Here is an 18,560-nt window from a genome sequence, read left to right on the forward strand (position 1 = left end):
GTTCGGCCTCTTGCTGCGGTTCGGCCTCTTGCTGCGGCTCGGCCTGGCGCTGGGAGTGAATCTGCGTCTGGGATTCGTCGCCATGCCCGGAGGCGGTCTGCGTGTCCGGTGGGGAGACCTGGGCATTCACGCTCCACACAGCGGCCGCGCCACCGGCAATCATCACCGCCGCCGCCACCAGCACCACTATGGGTTTCCGCGTGCGTGACGCTCTGCTCTGCTGGTCTTGACTCTCCCAGGGGCGAGCCGGCCGTCCTCTCTCCGGTGTCCGCCGCACAATCGGAGGATTTACCGGAGGACGACTCACACGCTCCCCGCCCCGGCCCTGTGCTTCTTGGCCCAGAACGGAGAACACTCGATCGGCGGCGGTGGGCCCTGTAGCAGGATCGTCGTCGTCCATCAGAACGCGGGGCCGGACGGGTGGGACCGCCGGCAGAGATTCAGTGTCGTCCTCGATCCCTGTCTGCTCAGGCACCGGAGACGGTGCCGGATGCACGGGTCGACCAACCGCCGATGCGTCATCGGGCATCGACATCTGATCCGGCATCTGATCCACAACGCACAACTGATCCGCCAACTCACGCGCGGGATTCCCCGGCGCACCTGATCTCATGTGGGCTTTCACGTCACCGATCCGCGCAGACCCGGGGTCAGCCGCGTCCAGGTCGTCCAGAAGTGCATCCAAAGCTTGAAGTGCGGCGACAGGCAGGCTGGGACAAACGGTCTGCAAGGGAGTCCGGATCCGTCCCGCACTGGGCCGCCGTCCGGTCAACACTGTTGTTGCAGCCGCTGCCACCATGATCAGGTCCCCTCGAATCTCCTCGGCCTCAGCGCCGGGTCCCAAGGGCCGCACCCCGGAATCAGGAGTCAGCACCAAGGACCATCTGGCTGCATCCCCCGAACGCTCACTGACCAGATCTCGCAAAGACAGTCGCCGTAGGGTGAGTCCGCGTTCGTGCAGGTCTCCCATGGCACGCAGCGCCTGCGCCAGGGCCGGCAGCACCTGCTCCTGAACCGCACCACCGAGTTGACCGATGGCATCCGCCAAGGTGTGCCCCGGCAGGTCCTCGAACAGCAGCCACAGGGCGTCGTCGTCGTTGATCACGGCCCGCGGTGGTCGCAGCGGACCGGACTCCACGGCCGCAAAGCTCTGGGCAAGATGGGTCCACTTCTGCTGCGCGTCCGCATCCGTGGGCAGCGGCAGGAGAACAAAGTTCTCCCCCGAGACCGGCTCCGTGACCCGCCGCCCCCGCTGCGCCCACGCCCCGCGGTCTGCGAACTGCGCCAACCCCGACGACGGTGTGAAAGGCCCCGATGTGTCCATGACACCAGCATGCAGGCCGAACCCACCCGATTCTGAGTTATCCACAGGCCGATCTGCGGGCGTATGGTGGAGCCCATGTCTCTGTCCTTTGAACACCTGGGACTGGCCCCGGACCTGGTGCCCTACCAACCCGCCCTGGACCTGCAGAAAACCGTGCATCAGCAGGTGGCAGCCGGTGAGCGCGCAAACACGGTGTTGCTGGTGGAGCACCAACCCGTTTACACGGCCGGCCGCCGCGCATCAGCTGAGGAATACCCCACCGACGGCACGGACGTGGTGGAAGTAGGACGTGGTGGAAAGATCACCTGGCACGGCCCCGGCCAACTGGTGGCCTACCCGATCATGCGGCTGCAGACGCCGATCGACGTCGTGAAGTTCGTGCGCGTGCTGGAGCAACTGGTGATTGACGTGGTGGCGGAGTTCGGGCTGAAGGCTGTGACCGTGGAAGGACGCTCCGGCGCCTGGATCCCTGCGGACCATCAAGGTGGTGCGCGGAAGATCTCAGCGATCGGGGTGCAGGTTTCACGCAGGACCACAATGCACGGGATCTCCCTGAACTGCAGCAACGACCTGGCGCCGTTCGGTGGGTTCATCCCCTGCGGGATTTCGGATGCCGGTGTGACCTCCATCAGCCGTGAACTCGGACGGAATGTATCGCCTGCCGATGTGGTTGAGGTGATGACCCACCATTTCCGGGTCCGCGAAGCCCAACTGTGCGCGGTCTCAGAAATCCCAACCGACCAGCCACCACTGGACTGGCCCGCCACCGCGGCTGCCACCAGCCCAAGCCAGAGCATCACTTCAGGAGAAAGCCGATGACCATTGCACCCGAAGGCCGCCGACTGCTGCGCGTGGAGGCTCGCAATGCAGAGGTTCCCATTGAGAAGAAGCCCAACTGGCTGAAGAACACCGCTCACATGGGCCCGGAGTACACCAAGTTGAAGTCCATGGCCCGCGGCAAGGGTCTGCACACGGTGTGCGAGGAAGCTGGGTGCCCCAACATTTACGAATGCTGGGAGGATAAGGAGGCCTCGTTCCTGATCGGTGGCTCGATCTGCACCCGCCGGTGCGATTTCTGTGACATCGCCACAGGCCGGCCGGAGCCGATTGACCGTGATGAGCCCCGCAAGGTGGCTGAGTCCGTCCGCGACCTGGATCTGCGCTACGCCACGGTCACGGGCGTTGCCCGCGACGACTTTGAAGACGGTGCCGCGTGGCTGTACGCGGACACCATCTGCGCCATCCATGAGATCTCCCCGCAGACCGGTGTGGAGATTCTGATCCCTGACTTCAAGGGCCGCCCGGAATCCTTGCAGATGGTGGTTGATGCCCAGCCGGAGGTTTTTGCGCACAACCTGGAGACGGTTCCCAGGATCTTCAAGCAGATCCGCCCGGCCTTCACCTACGAACGCTCTCTGGACGTGCTCAGCTACGGCAAGGAGCGCGGGCTGATCACCAAATCCAACCTGATCCTGGGCATGGGTGAAACGGACGAGGAAATCTACGAGGCGCTGTGCGATCTGCATGACGCCGGGTGCGACATCATCACGCTGACCCAGTACCTGCGGCCTTCCAAGCTCTTCCACCCGATCGACCGTTGGGTCAAGCCCGAGCAGTTCGTGGACTACGCCAAGCAGGCTGAGGAGATCGGATTCCTGGGCGTCATGTCCGGGCCCATGGTGCGATCTTCCTACCGTTCAGGTCGGCTGTGGGCACGAGCCATGAACAAACTGGGCCGGGAGATTCCCGCCAACCTGGCGCACATCACGGATGAAGGCTCCACCGCACAAGAAGCCTCCAGCTTGATCGCCAAGCTGGGCCGCTGAGGCTCCACACGGCCACAGATCTCCCTGCCCAGCCGCGCAGAGACTGCAGGACCGCCCCTGCCGTGCGGCTAGAATGGGTGCGCTGAACCACCGCCTACGCGTTGCCATGCGCCACACAGCGGTCCGGTTGAGTCCCTGAGAACTGCATACATCAGATCAACGAGCACGAGGTTTCACCGTGTCCCCATCCACTTCCGCGGGTTCTGGCCGCCCCACCACCGACGCCAAGTCCACCCGGGCTGCTGCCAGGGAGCAGAAGCGGGAGGAGAAGGCACGCAAGAAGGCTGCCAAGGGCCCCGGTTACGTGGCTCAGATGAAGCAGGTCTACAAGATCACCAAGGAGCACGACTCCAACATCACCCTCAAGCTCATTGCCATTGCGCTGGGTGTTCTGGTGCTCTTCCTGCTGTTGGGACTGCTGCTCAACAACTGGATCACGTGGCTGCTGATCGGTATTCCCTTTGCCGTGCTCGCCGCAATCTTCTACCTCTCGCGGCGGGCCGAGGGTGCAGCTTTCTCCCGGATCGAAGACCAGCCCGGTGCCGCCGGCGCTGCCCTGTCCACTCTGCGCCGCGGCTGGATCGTGGACCAGGAGCCGGTTCAGGTTGACCCGCGTTCCCGGGACCTGGTGTTCCGCGCCGTGGGGCGCCCCGGCGTCGTATTGGTCACCGAAGGCCCCACCGGCCGTGTGAAGAAACTGGTCACCAAGGAACGACGACGCATCGGCCCCATGATCCAGAACGTGCCGATCCACGTGATCCACGCCGGCAACAAGGAAGACCAGGTTCCTCTGTCCCAGGTCTCCAAGCAGATGAAAAAGCTGGACAAGTCCCTGACCCGTGAAGAGGTCAACAAGGTGCACAAGCGCATTTCCACGTTGCGCGCCAACTCGCTGCCGATCCCCAAGGGAATCGACCCCATGCGTGCCCGCCCCGACCGCAAGGCCATGCGCGGACGCTGATCTTCAGGTGCTCTTGAAATACCTCAGCGGATCTTGACCAGGATCGTGCCCACGGCCCGGTCCTGCAGTCCTCGCTGATCGGAGTCCATGATCAGTGCCGGGATCACGGGCACAATCAGGGCGCAGCGGATGATGCCGCGCCACAACCCGGGTGCGTAACCGTCCATGGTCTGCACCTGCATACCCATGATGAAGTGGCCCAAGCTGTGGCCGGTGAATCCCACGGCCACAGCGCTCAGACCGAACCAGATCCAGATGGCGACCAGGTTCTGGAGGTCATACGGGACCAGCAGGGCCGCCAGGCCCAAGGCGATCAACCAGTCGATCAAGATCGCCAACAGCCGGGGGCCGAATTGCGCCACGGATCCCGGACCAGTGTCCGGACGACCGAGCCGCTGCCCCGGGTAAACCTGCGCTGCGGGAGGTCCGTCGAGCCAGCTTCCGAGGTCATCACGATTGATCATGCCCCCAGCCTATCCGCGCAGCACCGGCAGCCTTTTATCAGCAGGCTGACCGCGTGCCCGCGTGCGCTGCGCCACAGCATCATGAAAAGGTGGTGTGTAACCCGCGTGAAACATGAGAGACACGACCGAGCAACGGCCCGTGCGTAGCGTGGAGTGCAACTCAAGGGTCAACAGATCCCGCAACAGGATCTCCGGTTATGGCCAGCACCCGCCCAACAGAAGGAGTACGTCAGTGTTCAAGACACCCGAAGAAGTCCTGGCCTTCATCAAGGACGAAGAAGTTGTCTTTGTGGACATCCGCTTCACCGACCTTCCCGGTGTACAGCAGCACTTCAATCTGCCTGCCAAGGCCATCGACGACGACTTTTTCGAGAACGGGCAGCTGTTTGACGGCTCCTCCATCCGCGGCTTCCAGGGCATCGCCGAGTCGGACATGCAGCTGATCCCGGACATCGCCACCACCTACCTGGATCCGTTCCGCGTGGAGAAGACCCTGGTGGTCACCTGCTCGATCGTCAACCCGCGCACCGGTGAGCCCTACCACCGCGATCCCCGCGGTGTGGCCGAGCGCGCCGAGGCCTACATGGCCTCCACCGGCATTGCCGACATCGCCAACTTTGCCTCCGAGGCCGAGTTCTTCATCTTTGAGGACGTCCGCTACGACGTCCAGCCGCAGGGCTCCTTCTACGCCGTGGACTCGCATGAGGCCATCTGGAACTCCGGCCGCAAGGAAGAAGGCGGTAACCTGGGCAACAAGACGCCCACCAAGGCCGGCTACTTCCCCGTCTCCCCCGTGGACAAGCAGGCGGATTTGCGCGATGCCATCTGCGTGGGCTTGGAAGAGGTCGGCCTTGAGGTTGAGCGTTCTCACCACGAGGTGGGTGGACCGGGCCAGGCGGAGATCAACTACCGCTTCAACACCCTCTCCCACGCAGCGGATGACCTGCAGAAGTTCAAGTACGTGGTCAAGAACACCGCAGACGCCTGGGGCAAGTCCGCCACCTTCATGCCCAAGCCGATTTTCAACGACAACGGCTCCGGCATGCACTGCCACCAGTCCCTGTGGAAGGGCGGCGAGCCCCTGTTCTACGACGAGAAGGGTTACGCTGGTCTCTCCGACGTCGCACGCTGGTACATCGGTGGTCTCCTGGAGCACTCCTCCGCCGTGTTGGCCTTCACCAACCCGACCGTGAACTCCTACAAGCGCCTGGTCAAGGGCTTTGAGGCCCCGGTCAACATGGTCTACTCGCAGGGCAACCGCTCCGCCGGTATCCGCATCCCGATCACGGGCACCAACCCCAAGGCCAAGCGCCTGGAGTTCCGTGCACCGGACCCCTCCTGCAACCCGTACCTGGCCTTTGCGGCACAGCTGATGGCCGGTCTGGACGGCATCCGCAACCGCATTGAGCCGGCCACGCCGATCGACAAGGACCTCTACGAGCTTCCGCCGGAAGAGGCCAAGGACATCAAGAAGGCTCCGGGCACCTTGGACGAGGCCCTGGAAGCACTCGAGCAGGATCACGAGTTCCTCTTGGCAGGCGACGTCTTCACCGAGGACCTGATCGAAACCTGGATTGTGTACAAGCGCGAGAACGAGCTGCTGCCCCTGTCCGTGGTCCCGCACCCCATGGAGTTCGCCCTGTACTACGGCGTGTGATCACCGCCGTGTGAACTCTGTTACCCAGGCGTGCGCCACCTGGAAACAGAGCCCAACTGGGAGTAGAAGTGAACGTGAGTCACTTCTACTCCCAGTTGTCGTTCCCGCACTCTCAGACACGACGACGCACGCGTGGAAACCTACCGAGAGGACACCCATGGCCACCGGCCCCAAAGAACTCAACGGCGAGATGATGTTCCGCAACGAGGTGTTCCAGACCGGGCTGATGGCTGGGCTCTTGGACGGTGTCTACGACGGCGAGATGACCATTGGCGAACTGCTGGGTCACGGCAACTTTGGTCTGGGCACCTTTGACGGCCTGGACGGGGAAATGGTGGTGCTGGACGGGGTGGCCTACCAGATGCGGGCTGATGGAAGCATCGAACCGGCTGGATTGCGGCAGAAGACCCCGTACGCCGTCGTCACCAATTTTGTGCCCACCATCCAACGTGAGCTCCCGAACTCGCTGCTGCGCAAGACAGCCTCACAGGTGCTGGATGACCTGACGGTCTCTGAGAACTACATGTACGCCCTGAAGATCACCGGACACTTTGACTGGGTGCGCACCCGGACCGTGATCAAGCAGTCCAAGCCGTACCCGCGCATGGTGGATGCCAAGGAGAACGAGGACATCCTGCAGTTCGATGACGTCGACGGCACGATCGTGGGTTTCCGCACCCCGATCTACGAACAGGGCATCTCCGTACCGGGTTGCCACGCACACTTCATTGATGAGTCCCACACCCGAGGTGGGCACGTGATTGATTTCAAGCTCAGAGAAGCTCGTGTGGAGATCTGCCCGGGCACGGAACTGCGCCTGCACCTGCCGGTCACCCCTGAGTTCTCCGCGGCCAACTTGTCCCCGGAGGACTTGGCGGATCAGATCTCCAAGACGGAGAAGCACTGAGCCGTGTCCCGGTCCGTGAGATCACCACCAAGTGCTGAGATCACCCACAGCGGGGTGTCATCTCAGCACCAGGCGGTGATCTCACGGGCCTGATGTGGCCTCACCGGCCGTAGAAAACCCGTTCGAACACCGAGCGGGCATGCCTGGTGATCTTCAAGTAGTCGTCCTCCAACGCCTCGGCATGCCCCGAGGGGTAGCCGCACCACCGGGCCACGGCCTCCATGTCCAGACCCGCCTTGGGCAGCACGTCCGATGACCTTCCGGTGCGCAGGACGTTGTAGTTGCGGATCTGAGTGCACAGCCGCCACGCACGGCTCAGTGCCTGGGCGTCAGCCTCCTCCAGGAGGTTCTCCTCCACGGCAGCTTGCAGGGTGCGCAGGGTGCTGGTGGTCCGCAGGCTGGGATGGTCGTGGGCGTGTTGGAGTTGCAGGGTCTGCGCCAACCATTCGACGTCGGAGAGGCTGCCGCGCCCCAGTTTGAGGTGCCGGTTGGGATCCGCCCCCCGTGGGAGTCGTTCGTTCTCCACCCGAGCCTTCATCCGCCGGATGTCCTGCAGTTGCCGGTCGCTGAACTCCGCGGGATAGCGGTGGGGATCAATGACCTCCAGGAAATGCCGGGCCACCGCATCCGACCCAGCCATGGGCAGGGCTCGGGTCAACGCCTGGAACTCCCAGGTTTCTGCCCAGCGGCCGTAGTACTCACGGTAGGAGTCCACGGATCTGACCATGGCTCCCTGCTTGCCTTCCGGGCGGAGGTCGTTGTCGATCTCCAGGTACCGTTCTGCCACAATCACCGGGGTGCACGGTGCCTTGAGCAGCTGGATCAGTCGCTGCACCACACTTTGCGCCTGATCTGCCGCACATTGTTGGGCCGTGCGCTCGGAGTCATCGGCAGCAACCGCCTCCTGACCTGCAGGCACCGGGCCGTGGTCCATTTCCGGGTGCCCGTGGGAATGCTCACCGGTGCACGGCATGTAGGCGAACATGACATCCGCATCCGAGCCGTAGCCGATCTCCCGCCCGCCTTGCCGGCCCATGGCCACCACCAGAACATCAGCCAGACAGCCCTGTTCTTCCCTGATGTAGAGCTCGCGCTCGGCAACGTGCAAAGCCCCCAGGACGGTGGCGCGGTCGACGTCTGACAGCGCTGCCACCACCCGATCCACATCCAGCAGACCGCAGGCGTCAGCCAGCGCCACCCGCAACACTTCACGACGCCGCAGCACACGAATCATGCGGATGGCCTCATCAGCCCCACGGTGGCGATCCATTTGTGCCTGGATCTCCTCCCACAGGTGGGCGAACTCATGGGGTTCCAGCTCCGCGTCGCGTCCCAGCCATGCCACGGCCTCCGGCTGGTTCTCCAGCGAATCCGTGATGTAGCGGGAGGACGAGACGATCTGGCACAGGCGCTCGGCTGCCATGTTGGAATCGCGCAGCATCCGCAGGTACCAGGGCGAGCTGCCCAGGGCCTCAGAGATCCGACGAAAACCCAACAGGCCGGCGTCGGCGTCGACACCCTGGCCCAACCATTCCAGCAGGACGGGAAGCAAGGTCCGCAGAATCTCGGCACGTCGGCTGACGCCCTTGGTAAGTGCTTCCAGGTGCCGTTGGGCCGCACGTGCATCGCGGTATCCCAGCACGGTGAGACGGTCACGGACCTGTTCGTCGCTGAGGGCCACACCGTCCAGCGGCGTGTGGGACAAGGCGGCCAGCAGCGGGCGGTAGAACATCTTCTCGTGCATGCCCTTGACCTGGCGTTGCACTTTGCGCCATTGCTCCACCAGGGCATCACCATTGGCCCGGGTCACCGGCTCTGGTGGCTGCATGGCCACCGCGATCACGTTGAGTTCGGGTTTTCTGGTGGGCATCAGGTGCGTTCGGCGCAGCCGGAACAGCTGGATCCGGTGTTCCAGCAGCCGCAGCCACCGATAGTGCTGACCGAACTGTTCAGCGTCTTTCCTGGCAATGTAGCCGTGGTCGGAGAGCGCATGGAGAGAGACCGTGGTGGCCTGGGTACGCACACGGTCATCACTGCGTCCGTGGACCAGTTGCATCAGCTGAACTGTGAATTCCACGTCCCGTAGCCCACCGGGACCCAGTTTGATCTGTCGTTCACGTTCCTCGGACGGGATGTTGTCCGTGACCCGGCTGCGCATGGCCTGCACCGACTCCACAAACCCCTCACGCTGGGAGGATTCCCACACGAACGGGGTGATGGCTTCCGCGTAGCGCCTGCCCAATTCACGGTCACCGGCCATGGGTCGGGCCTTGAGCAGCGCCTGGAACTCCCAGGACTTGGCCCACTTCTTGTAATACCGCACATGGGAGTCCACGGTGCGTGACAGGGGGCCGTCCTTGCCTTCCGGACGCAGGTTGGCATCCAGCTCCCACAGGGGTGGTTCCGACGACGACGTCATGATCGCCCGTGCCGTCCCCGATGCCAACTTGGCGGCGAGCACGGCCGCGCGCTCCTCATCATCCAGGCTGTTGGCAACGGAGCCACGTGGTGATGCGGTGGATGATCGCGCCACCGTCTGGTCCATGTCTGTGCCGGTGGCTTCCGGGTCTGCCTCGGCCTCAGCCGCCGCCTCGATCTGCGCGACAGTCGTCGGTGCCTGATCCAGCAGTTCATGGACGTGGATGACGTCCACGTCAGAGATGTAGTTCAGCTCCCTGGCGCCGCACTTGCCCATGCCAATCACGGCAAGACTGACCCGGGGAAGCAGATCACTGTCCTGCTCATCCGCAGACTCCAGCAACTCAGCACGGGAGACGCTCAGGGCGGCGTCGATCGCGGCTGCGGCCAAATCCGCCAGCTGCCGTCCCACGGCGGGAACCTGGTCCACCGGGCTCATCGCCCCCAGATCCCGCAAGGCAATGCGGGTGAGACCACGGCGGTAAGCCACGCGCAGAGCACGGTAGGCGTCATCACCGGTCACGGTGGCCACGGGCAGGTGATCGGTGGCTTGAGCCCCCACGGAATCCAGCAAGTCCTGGCGCAGTTGCTCCGCGGGGATGTCCTGCGGCTCCGCCTGCAGCGGTTCATCCGCCAGATCCAGATGCTCAGGATTGCGAATCAGGAACTCCCCCAAGGCTTCGGAAGCTCCCAGCAGCCGAATCAAGGTGGCAGCACTGCGCGGATCCCCAGTCAGCCGTTGTCGTGCCCTGGGATGTGCCTCGATCAGCCGAACCAGCGTGCGCACTGCCGTGTCCGGGCTGGCGGCATACTTTTCCAACATCTCCAGCAGGACCGGGAGGTCCGCCTGGGCCAGTTCCGGAAAGCCCAACCACCGGCGGGCGTTCTTGAGATCCGCGAACCCCACGTGGATCAGGGAGCCATCGGTCAGGGACTCCACGGAGGTGTTGTTCTCGGCGTGGTCAGGACCCGCAGGGCACATCTCAGAGCAGTCCCAGGTTGGTCTGGAGTTCGTGCCTGGTGACCACGGTGCGGTAGCTCTCCCATTCGGCGCGCTTGTTGCGCATCAGGTGGGTGAAGACCTGCTCCCCCAGAAGCTCTGCCATGAACTCGGACTGTTCAGCGGCCCGGATGGCATCGTGCAGGCTGGCCGGCAGGGGCTCGTGACCGGCCACCTTGCGTTCAGCCGGACTCATGGAGGCAAGGTCATCCGACTCCACGGGCGGCAGTTCGTACTCTTCCTCCACGCCCTTGAGACCAGCAGCCATGACCGCCGCGTAAGCAAGGTACGGGTTGGCTGCCGAATCCAGGCCGCGGTACTCGATGCGGGCGGACTGGACCTTGTCCGGCTTGTAGAGCGGCACCCGGACCAGCGCTGAGCGGTTGTTGTGACCCCAGGAAATGTAGGAGGGGGCCTCTGCTCCGGACCACAGGCGTTTGTAAGAATTCACGAACTGGTTGGTCACGATCGCCATCTCCGCGGCATGGCGCAGGACCCCTGCAATGAAGTGGCCTGCGATCTTGGAGAGCTGGAACTCGGCACCGGCCTCGAAGAACGCGTTCGTGTCGCCTTCGAAGAGGGAGAAGTGGGTGTGCATGCCGGAACCGGGGTGGGCGGAGAACGGTTTGGGCATGAACGTGGCGTAGGAACCGTGTTCCAGCGCGGTCTCCCGGACAACGGTGCGAAAGGTCATGATGTTGTCGGCGGTCTGCAGGGGGTCGGCATAACGCAGGTCGATTTCGTTCTGCCCCGGGCCGGCCTCGTGGTGGGAGAACTCCACGGAGATTCCCACGTCCTCCAGAGTCAGCACCACGTCTCGGCGGAAGTTCTGGACCACTCCACCGGGTGTGTGGTCAAAGTAGCCTTCCCGGTCCACCGGCACGGGTTCATCCGTGCGCGGATCCAGCTCCGCCGACTTCAGAAGGTAGAACTCGATTTCCGGTGCGGTGTAGCAGGTCAGGCCCTTGGCAGCGGCCTTGTCCAGGACCCGCTTGAGGACGCCCCGGGGATCGGCCAGGGACGGCTGGCCCTCCGGTGTGAGGATGTCGCAGAACATGCGCGCCGTGGGCTGGTCCTCACCACGCCAGGGAAGCAACTGGAACGTGGCAGGATCCGGCTGCAACAACATGTCCGACTCGGTCACACGGGACAGACCCTCAATGGCCGAACCGTCAAATCCCAGGCCCTCTCCAAAGGCGGCTTCCACCTCAGCCGGAGCCAGGGCCACGGACTTCAAAGTGCCCGTGACATCGGTGAACCACATGCGAACAAATCGGACGTCACGTTCTTCGATGGTGCGCAGCACGAACTCTTGCTGACGGTCCATGGACAACTCCTCACACGGGCTCTGGGGTCTTGGTCCCCACCCTATCGCCCACATCACACGGGCCATCCACCGGCCAACACCGCCGTGAAGGTTTTACACACCTCTTACATGGCAGAAGACCCACACGGCTGGTGCGGCGCATGACGGCTGACTCACACAGCCGGGGACGTACACTGCCGGGCGCTCACCCTTGGCTGAACCAGCCCCGCTGCACAGCAGCAGGTGGCATGACCCCCGATAGGCTGGAACCCATGAGCAACTCTGCAACGCCGCAGGAAAACACCGGAGACGGCCTGGCCCAGGTTCAGCGGATCCGCACCCATCATCTGGCACAGGCCAAGGCCGCCGGTGAGCGTTTCACCATGCTGACCAGCTACGACTTCATGACGGCTGAGCTTTTTGACCAGGCGGGAATCGACACACTACTGGTGGGAGATTCCGCCAGCAGCACCGTGTTGGGCCATTCGTCGTCGTTGCCCATCACCGTTGACGAGTTGCTGCCCATGTGCCGTGCAGTGGCTGCAGCCGCCAAGCGGGCCTTTGTGGTGGTGGATCTGCCGTTCGGCTCCTACGAGGAGTCCCCCGAGCAAGCCGTGCGCACTGCGGTGCGGTTCATGAAGGAGGGCGGCGCGCACGGCGTGAAGATCGAGGCCGATGCCTCCACCGCCCACCTGGCGGCTGCCGTGGGCCGTGCAGGTATCCCCGTGATCGGCCACGTGGGCTTCACCCCGCAGTCCGAACACGCCATGGGCGGCTACCGCATCCAGGGACGCGGAGACGCTGCCCAGAAGGTTCTGGACGATGCCCTGGCCCTGGAAGCTGCCGGCGCCTTCTGCATCCTGATGGAGATGGTGCCCTCAGAAACTGCCACCTCCGTGGATCAGGCTCTCACTGTGCCCACCATCGGAATCGGGGCAGGGGCCCAGACCACCGGCCAGGTCCTGGTGTGGCAGGACGCTTTGGGCCTCAACGGTGGCAAGGTGGCCAAGTTCGTCAAGCGCTATGCAGACCTGCGTGGCGTGATGATCCAAGCCGTGACGGACTACGTCCAGGACGTCCGATCAGGAGCGTTCCCTGCCCAAGAACACACGTATTGAGCGGCCCACCCCACCGTGTGAGACCGCCAGTCAGTCGTCCTGGCGGTACTCACGCTCGTTGTCATCCCAACGCTTGGTGTTCTCGGCCGCGGTCTGCAACGCCCGCTGCGCATCCTCGCGGGAGGCATACGGCCCCATCAACTGGCTGTAATCGGACTGCGGGCCCACCTCAACCTCGCGGGTCTTGAGGTTGTACCAGAACTCCATGACGTCCTCCGTGCGGTCTCTACAATCCAATGGCCGGTGTTGCCAACGGAAAGGTTCTCACCAGCGCGGAACCCTTGCCGATCAGCCTACGACACACTCCCGCAACGGCGTCGTCATCCCGTCACACGAACCACATCGCACCGGCGTGGACGGTGCAGCAGGCGGGCAGGCCAATTAGGCTGGCGGAAGATCCAGACACCGTCCAGGACCCAGGAGCCCAAGAACACGTGAGCACACCCAATGCCACCACGCCCGGAACCTCCGGGCAGTCCCACAACCTGCCCGCGCAGCCCGGAACCGCCCCTGTGGGGCGGCTGGCCCCCGGCGTCCTCAGCCCGTGGCGGCAAGTTCCGGCGGCCATCACCCGCCCGGAGTACGTGGGCAAGCCGGAAGCCGATGAAGGCAACGACTCCAACATGTACACCGCTGAGGAAATCGATCGGGTCCGTGCTGCCGGGCGGATCGCAGCCAACGCCCTGCAGGAAGCCGGCAGGGCGTGTGTCCCCGGGACCACCACCGATGAACTGGACCGAATCGCCCACGAATACATGTGCGATCACGGTGCCTACCCCTCCACGTTGGGCTACCGCGGTTACCCCAAGTCTCTGTGCTCCTCCTTGAACGAGGTCATCTGCCACGGCATCCCGGACTCCACCGTGCTGGAGGACGGGGACATCATCAACCTGGACGTGACCGCCTACAAGGACGGCATGCACGGGGACACCAACGCTATGTTCCTGGTCGGCGAGGTGGATGAGCAGTCGCGCCTGCTGGTGGAACGCACTCAGGAAGCCCTGAACCGCGCCATCAAGGCAGTGCGCCCCGGACGGCAGTTCAACGTGATCGGGCGCGTCATTGAGAAATACGCGCAGCGCTTTGACTACGGCGTGGTCCGTGACTTCACCGGCCACGGTGTGGGCCGCGAGTTCCACTCAGGACTGATCATTCCGCACTACGACGCCGCTCCCGCCTACTCCTCAGAGATCCGGGCCGGGATGATCTTCACCATTGAACCCATGCTGACCCTGGGCACCATTCAGTGGGACCAGTGGGACGACGACTGGACCATCACCACACGGGACCGGCTGCGCACCGCACAGTTCGAACACACCATGGTGGTCACGGACGACGGCGTCGAGATCCTTACTCTTCCTGACAACAGCGCTGCGTGAGCGAAAGGACCCACCAGATGAGCACCAAGCAGACCAACACCACCGGCCAGCGCCCTGACGATCCTGCACCGTCAGCCGCACTGGGCTCCCCCACCAGCCCGCGCCGCGTGATCGGCATTGATGTGGGAGGCACCGGCGTCAAGGGCGGAATCGTGGACCTTGAGGTCGGGGATCTGGTGGGTGAGCGATACCGCATCCCCACCCCGCAGCCCGCCACTCCGGAGGCCGTGGCTGAGGTCATTCAACAGATCGTCGCGGAACTGCAGACCCGTGAGGGGGCTCCTGAACCGGACTCCCCCATCGGCGTGATCGTGCCCTCCATCGTCAAGGACGGCGTGACGTTGCTGGCCGCCAACATCGACCCCACCTGGGTGGGTGCCAACATCGCGGGTCTTCTGGCGGGGAAGCTCAACCGCCCGGTGGCCGCCCTCAACGACGCCGACGGCGCCGGCCTGGCCGAAACCCTTTACGGGGCGGGCAAGGACGTCTCCGGGACGGTGCTGGTGATGACCCTGGGCACGGGCATCGGTTCCGCACTGATCGTGGACGGCAAGCTGGTGCCCAACGCTGAACTGGGCCACCTGGAACTGGATGGACACGACGCCGAAACGCGCGCTTCTGCCACCGCGCGCGAGCGGGATGACTTGTCTTTCAAAAAGTGGGCCACCAAGCGCCTGCAGCCTTATTTTGAGCACGTGGAGATGCTGTTCACGCCGTCGCTGTTCATCATCGGAGGCGGAGTGTCCAAGAAGGCGGACAAGTTCCTGCCCCTGTTGGAACTGAACACGCCCCTGAAGGTGGCACAGCTGCGCAACAACGCAGGCATCGTGGGTGCTGCCCTGTGGGCGGAAGGCGAAACCATCTCCACCACCGGAGAGGCCTGAGCGCACCCAGCCCGCGGCCCTGAGCCCCTCGGTACCGGGCCCCTACTCGTGACATCACCACCTGCTGCTGAGATGACACCCCGTTGTCGGTGATCTCAGCAGCAGGTGGTGATCTCATGTGTCGCGCAAGTTTGCACGCTTAAACTTTCACCTGAAACTTCAGAGTGATTGCCACCGGCAAAGCCTCATCCCACTGCCGAACTTCATGCAAGTGTTGGGGCATGAATAAAGCCCGGCAGGTGTCGCGGCTTCCCCTCCGCAACCCCTACCGGGCTTTGTGCGTTCAGTTTATGACCATGTTTCCGAGAAAAGCAACCCGGAAGTTCAGGAAATTTTCTGGTTCATCGTAGGACACACCGGAAGTTGGCCGCTACGTTGCCGGGTGTTAACCCTCAACCAGGCCTGTAGCGCCCACCGGCCAGGATCAAAGCAAACGTTCCTGCGCAGGTTGAGTCTCTGCAGACGCGGACTCACGAGCCTTCCCGCCACGAGTCTGAGTCTTGGCTTGAGTGTTTGCAGCAGCCCGCTTGGATCGGCGCGGCGCGTGACCGCCCTCCTCCACCAACGCCTGCTGGCCCGCGGCCTGAACCTGCTGCTCCTGCCGCAGGACGTCAATGGCCGCCTCAAAATCATTGAGATCGTTGAACGCCTGGTAGACGGAGGCAAACCGCAGGTAGGCCACCACGTCCAGGCGTCGCAAGGGCTGGAGGATGGCCAGCCCCACCTCATGGGCCTCGATCTCCGCTATGCCCTGGGACCGGACGGCTTCTTCCACCTCCTGCGCCAACTTGGCAAGGTCGTCTTCCGTCACGGGCCGCCCCTGGCAGGCCTTCCGTACCCCGGAGACGATCTTGGAGCGCTCAAAGGGCTCGGTGACCCCGGAGCGTTTGATCACGGCAATGGTGGTGGTCTCCAAGGTGGAGAACCGCCGACCACATGAACCGCACTGGCGGCGCCGACGGATGGCGGCGCCGTCGTCCGTGGTGCGGGAGTCCACGACCTTGGAATCGGGGTGGCGGCAGAACGGACAGTGCACCCCTCAGCCCTCTCCACCCGTTGCGGCAGCGGCGCGGACTGTGACGGCCACGCCGTGATTGGGCAGATTCTCCGCCTCTGCCAGGGCCACAATGTCCGTCTGCAGGGCTCCCAGAGCCTCCTGCGTGTATTCGATGACCTGAACGGCCTTCATGAAACTGGTGGTACACAGACCTTGTGCATGAACTGCAGAACCACCAGTGGGCAACACGTGATTGGAACCAGCCGCATAATCGCCCAGTGGAACCGGGCTGTAGGGGCCCACGAAGATGGCACCGGCATTGCGCACACGTGCCGCTACCTCCCAGGCGTTGTCCGTATGGATCTCCAGGTGTTCTGCCGCGTAGGCATCCGCTGCCTGAATGGAGGCATCAAGACTCTCCGTCAGGATGACGCCGGACTGAGGGCCTTCCAACGCGGTCTTGATGCGTTCAGCATGACGAGCCTGCGGCGCCATGCGAGCAACGGCAGCAGCCACGCGATCGGCCACGTCCGGCTGGTGGGTGATCAGCACCGAGCCCGCGTCCGGATCATGCTCGGCCTGGGAAATCAGGTCAGCAGCCACGTAATCGGCCTGTGCCGTGTGATCGGCAATCACCGCGATCTCCGTGGTTCCGGCTTCCGCATCCACGCCCACCACAGAACGCAGCAGACGCTTGGCGGTGGCCACAAATATGTTGCCGGGGCCGGTGATGGTCTGCACTGCTTCCAGCGTGTCACCGTGGTCGGGGTCGCTCACTCCGTGAGCCATGGCAGCCAGTGCCTGGGCTCCGCCGATGGCCCACACCTCGTCAACCCCCAACAACCCGGCAGCCGCCAGAATCGTGGGGTGCGGGAGGCCACCGAACTCCGCCTGCGGCGGGGTGCACAACACCACGGAATCCACCCCGGCGGCCTGAGCCGGAACCACGTTCATGACCACTGATGACGGATACACCGCCAAACCGCCGGGAACGTAAAGTCCCACGCGAGCCACTGGCGTCCACCGGTGCACCAGCTTGGCGCCAGGTGCCACCTCAACTTCCGCATCCGCCGGACGCTGGGCCGCAGCGAAAGCACGGCACCGCGCGATGGCGGACTCCAACCCGTGGCGAACGGCCGGATCCAGCTGGTGCACGGCATCCTGGATGGCAGCTGCATCAACCTTGATGCGGTCCTGCTCGACTCGATCGAAGCGCCCCGCGTACTCCCGAAGTGCCGCAGGACCACGGGCCTGGACGTCCTCGATGATGGCGCGAACCGTGGCCTCCGCCTGATTCAGGGACTGCGGAGTCTGACGCGGGACGGCCGCACGCAACTGCGCCCAGCTCAGATCCTGACCACGCAGGTCAATCACCCGCATGGTGGGTGCGTGCTCACCGTAGACCGGTGATTCGCAGCGGTTGGGAGTGGAGGAATCGGCACTGGCATTCACACGCGTCATTCTACGGGCGCGGCACGGACAGTTCTCAGTTGGCTACTTCCAGGCATGCCGGACCCAACAGCACTTTCAGATCCCCGAACAAGGCCGGTGAGGCCGAAACCCGGTACTGAGGTGGCAGTGACCAGATCTGCAGGGAGCGTTGGGTCTCCAGATGCACCCGCACCTCCGAGTCCCCCCGGTGATTGCGCAGCACCTCGGCCAAGGCGTTGACCGTCTGCTCCGTGGCCTTGTGTTCCGCCAGGGCGATCTTGACCGGACCGGAATGTCCGTCCGGGTTGATCTCAGGAACGGTCAACTCCATGGCGGACAGGGACGTGGAACCGTCGTCGCGCTTCTGCAGGCGGGCCTTGACCGAACAGATCAGGTCCTCGGCCAGCACCCCTGCAATGGGTGCGTAGGTCTTGCCGAAGAACATGATCTCCACGGAACCGGTCCGGTCCTCCAGCTCGATCCGCGCGTAGGCGTTGCCGGAGGACTTGGCGATCCGCCGCTGCACGGAGGTGATCATCCCGGCCACGGTCACGATCGCCCCGTCCGGCTTGCCACCGTCCTCGGCCAACAGTGCTTGGACGGTGGTGTCCGAGTACTGTCCCAAGGCGTCGTCCAAACCACGCAGGGGGTGGTCGGAGACGTAAAGCCCCAACATCTCTCGTTCAAAGGAGAGCATGTCCTTGCGCTCCCACTCGGGTACGTCCGGGACATCCACCTGTGTGCCTTGGGAGTCTGCGGCGTCGTCGTCGCCACCCATGGCGAACAGGTCAAAGGTGAACTCGCCGTTGGCCTCGTTCTTCTTCTGGGCGACGACGTCGTCGATCGCCTGCTCGTGGCACATCACCAAAGAGCGGCGGGTGTGCCCCA

General features: G+C 64.0%; 16 protein-coding genes. 8 read left to right on the plus strand and 8 right to left on the minus strand.

Translation table 11 applies throughout. The features are described 5' to 3' along the window. Window positions 1-1,324 (minus strand): hypothetical protein (locus tag L979_RS12370; protein WP_156125581.1); only part of this gene is annotated, 1,324 nt, incomplete at its 3' end. Between the two features lie 75 nt (window positions 1,325-1,399). On the opposite strand from L979_RS12370, the gene lipB reads away from it, so the two are divergent. The 3 genes from lipB to L979_RS12385 all read left to right on the plus strand — a co-directional run bounded on the left by lipB (window position 1,400) and on the right by L979_RS12385 (window position 4,111). Then, window positions 1,400-2,143, plus strand: a complete 744-nt coding sequence (gene lipB, locus L979_RS12375; RefSeq protein WP_047692513.1) for a lipoyl(octanoyl) transferase LipB — start codon at window positions 1,400-1,402, stop codon at window positions 2,141-2,143. Continuing rightward, the gene (gene lipA / locus L979_RS12380; RefSeq protein ID WP_047692514.1) at window positions 2,140-3,150 is read left to right on the plus strand and encodes a lipoyl synthase; all 1,011 of its coding nucleotides are present in this window, start codon (window positions 2,140-2,142) and stop codon (window positions 3,148-3,150) included. The genes lipB and lipA overlap by 4 nt, the downstream gene beginning before the upstream one ends. A gap of 178 nt (window positions 3,151-3,328) precedes the next feature. Further along, window positions 3,329-4,111 (plus strand): DUF4191 domain-containing protein, encoded by a 783-nt coding sequence (locus L979_RS12385; protein ID WP_047692515.1) that lies wholly within the window; start codon window positions 3,329-3,331, stop codon window positions 4,109-4,111. Window positions 4,112-4,134: 23 nt separating this feature from the next. Here the strand turns inward: L979_RS12385 and L979_RS12390 are convergent, their stop codons facing one another. Then, window positions 4,135-4,575: an RDD family protein gene (locus L979_RS12390; RefSeq protein WP_047692516.1), complete on the minus strand. Its 441-nt coding sequence runs from the start codon at window positions 4,573-4,575 to the stop codon at window positions 4,135-4,137. 232 nt (window positions 4,576-4,807) lie between these two features. Between L979_RS12390 and glnA the strand changes: the two genes are divergently transcribed. Both glnA and budA read left to right on the plus strand, forming a co-directional pair. Further along, window positions 4,808-6,232 (plus strand): type I glutamate--ammonia ligase, encoded by a 1,425-nt coding sequence (gene glnA / locus L979_RS12395; RefSeq protein ID WP_047692517.1) that lies wholly within the window; start codon window positions 4,808-4,810, stop codon window positions 6,230-6,232. A gap of 157 nt (window positions 6,233-6,389) precedes the next feature. Next, window positions 6,390-7,139, plus strand: a complete 750-nt coding sequence (gene budA, locus L979_RS12400; RefSeq protein WP_047692518.1) for an acetolactate decarboxylase — start codon at window positions 6,390-6,392, stop codon at window positions 7,137-7,139. Window positions 7,140-7,239: 100 nt separating this feature from the next. Here budA and L979_RS12405 read toward each other — a convergent pair whose 3' ends face one another. Together L979_RS12405 and L979_RS12410 are read right to left on the minus strand one after the other, a co-directional pair. After that, entirely contained in the window at window positions 7,240-10,539 is a 3,300-nt protein-coding gene (locus tag L979_RS12405) for a bifunctional [glutamine synthetase] adenylyltransferase/[glutamine synthetase]-adenylyl-L-tyrosine phosphorylase (protein ID WP_081994469.1), read from the minus strand. Between the two features lies 1 nt (window position 10,540). Further along, window positions 10,541-11,884 carry a glutamine synthetase family protein gene (locus L979_RS12410; RefSeq protein ID WP_047692519.1) on the minus strand — a complete coding sequence of 448 codons (1,344 nt, stop codon included), beginning with the start codon at window positions 11,882-11,884 and terminating at the stop codon, window positions 10,541-10,543. Window positions 11,885-12,135: 251 nt separating this feature from the next. Here L979_RS12410 and panB point away from each other — a divergent pair, with 251 nt between their 5' ends. Next, window positions 12,136-12,981 carry a 3-methyl-2-oxobutanoate hydroxymethyltransferase gene (panB, locus tag L979_RS12415; protein ID WP_052209871.1) on the plus strand — a complete coding sequence of 282 codons (846 nt, stop codon included), beginning with the start codon at window positions 12,136-12,138 and terminating at the stop codon, window positions 12,979-12,981. A 30-nt stretch (window positions 12,982-13,011) separates the two neighbouring features. Here the strand turns inward: panB and L979_RS15985 are convergent, their stop codons facing one another. Beyond that, window positions 13,012-13,188, minus strand: coding sequence for an SPOR domain-containing protein (locus tag L979_RS15985; protein ID WP_119932258.1), 177 nt, complete (start codon window positions 13,186-13,188; stop codon window positions 13,012-13,014). Between the two features lie 227 nt (window positions 13,189-13,415). On the opposite strand from L979_RS15985, the gene map reads away from it, so the two are divergent. Both map and ppgK read left to right on the plus strand, forming a co-directional pair. Then, window positions 13,416-14,360 carry a type I methionyl aminopeptidase gene (gene map, locus L979_RS12420; protein WP_052209872.1) on the plus strand — a complete coding sequence of 315 codons (945 nt, stop codon included), beginning with the start codon at window positions 13,416-13,418 and terminating at the stop codon, window positions 14,358-14,360. A gap of 17 nt (window positions 14,361-14,377) precedes the next feature. After that, window positions 14,378-15,244, plus strand: a complete 867-nt coding sequence (gene ppgK, locus L979_RS12425) for a polyphosphate--glucose phosphotransferase (protein WP_081994473.1) — start codon at window positions 14,378-14,380, stop codon at window positions 15,242-15,244. A 424-nt stretch (window positions 15,245-15,668) separates the two neighbouring features. On the opposite strand, the gene nrdR is transcribed toward ppgK, so the two are convergent. The 3 genes from nrdR to L979_RS12440 form a co-directional block, all read right to left on the minus strand. Continuing rightward, entirely contained in the window at window positions 15,669-16,241 is a 573-nt protein-coding gene (nrdR, locus tag L979_RS12430) for a transcriptional regulator NrdR (RefSeq protein WP_231559540.1), read from the minus strand. A 42-nt stretch (window positions 16,242-16,283) separates the two neighbouring features. Next, a complete protein-coding gene (hisD, locus tag L979_RS12435; protein ID WP_369793001.1) occupies window positions 16,284-17,693 on the minus strand; it encodes a histidinol dehydrogenase in 1,410 nt (469 codons plus the stop codon). A gap of 34 nt (window positions 17,694-17,727) precedes the next feature. Then, a partial coding sequence (locus tag L979_RS12440) for an OB-fold nucleic acid binding domain-containing protein (protein ID WP_231559541.1) occupies window positions 17,728-18,560 on the minus strand: 833 nt, incomplete at its 5' end.

Source organism: Kocuria sp. ZOR0020 (assembly GCF_000800955.1).
GTDB lineage: Bacteria > Actinomycetota > Actinomycetes > Actinomycetales > Micrococcaceae > Kocuria > Kocuria subflava.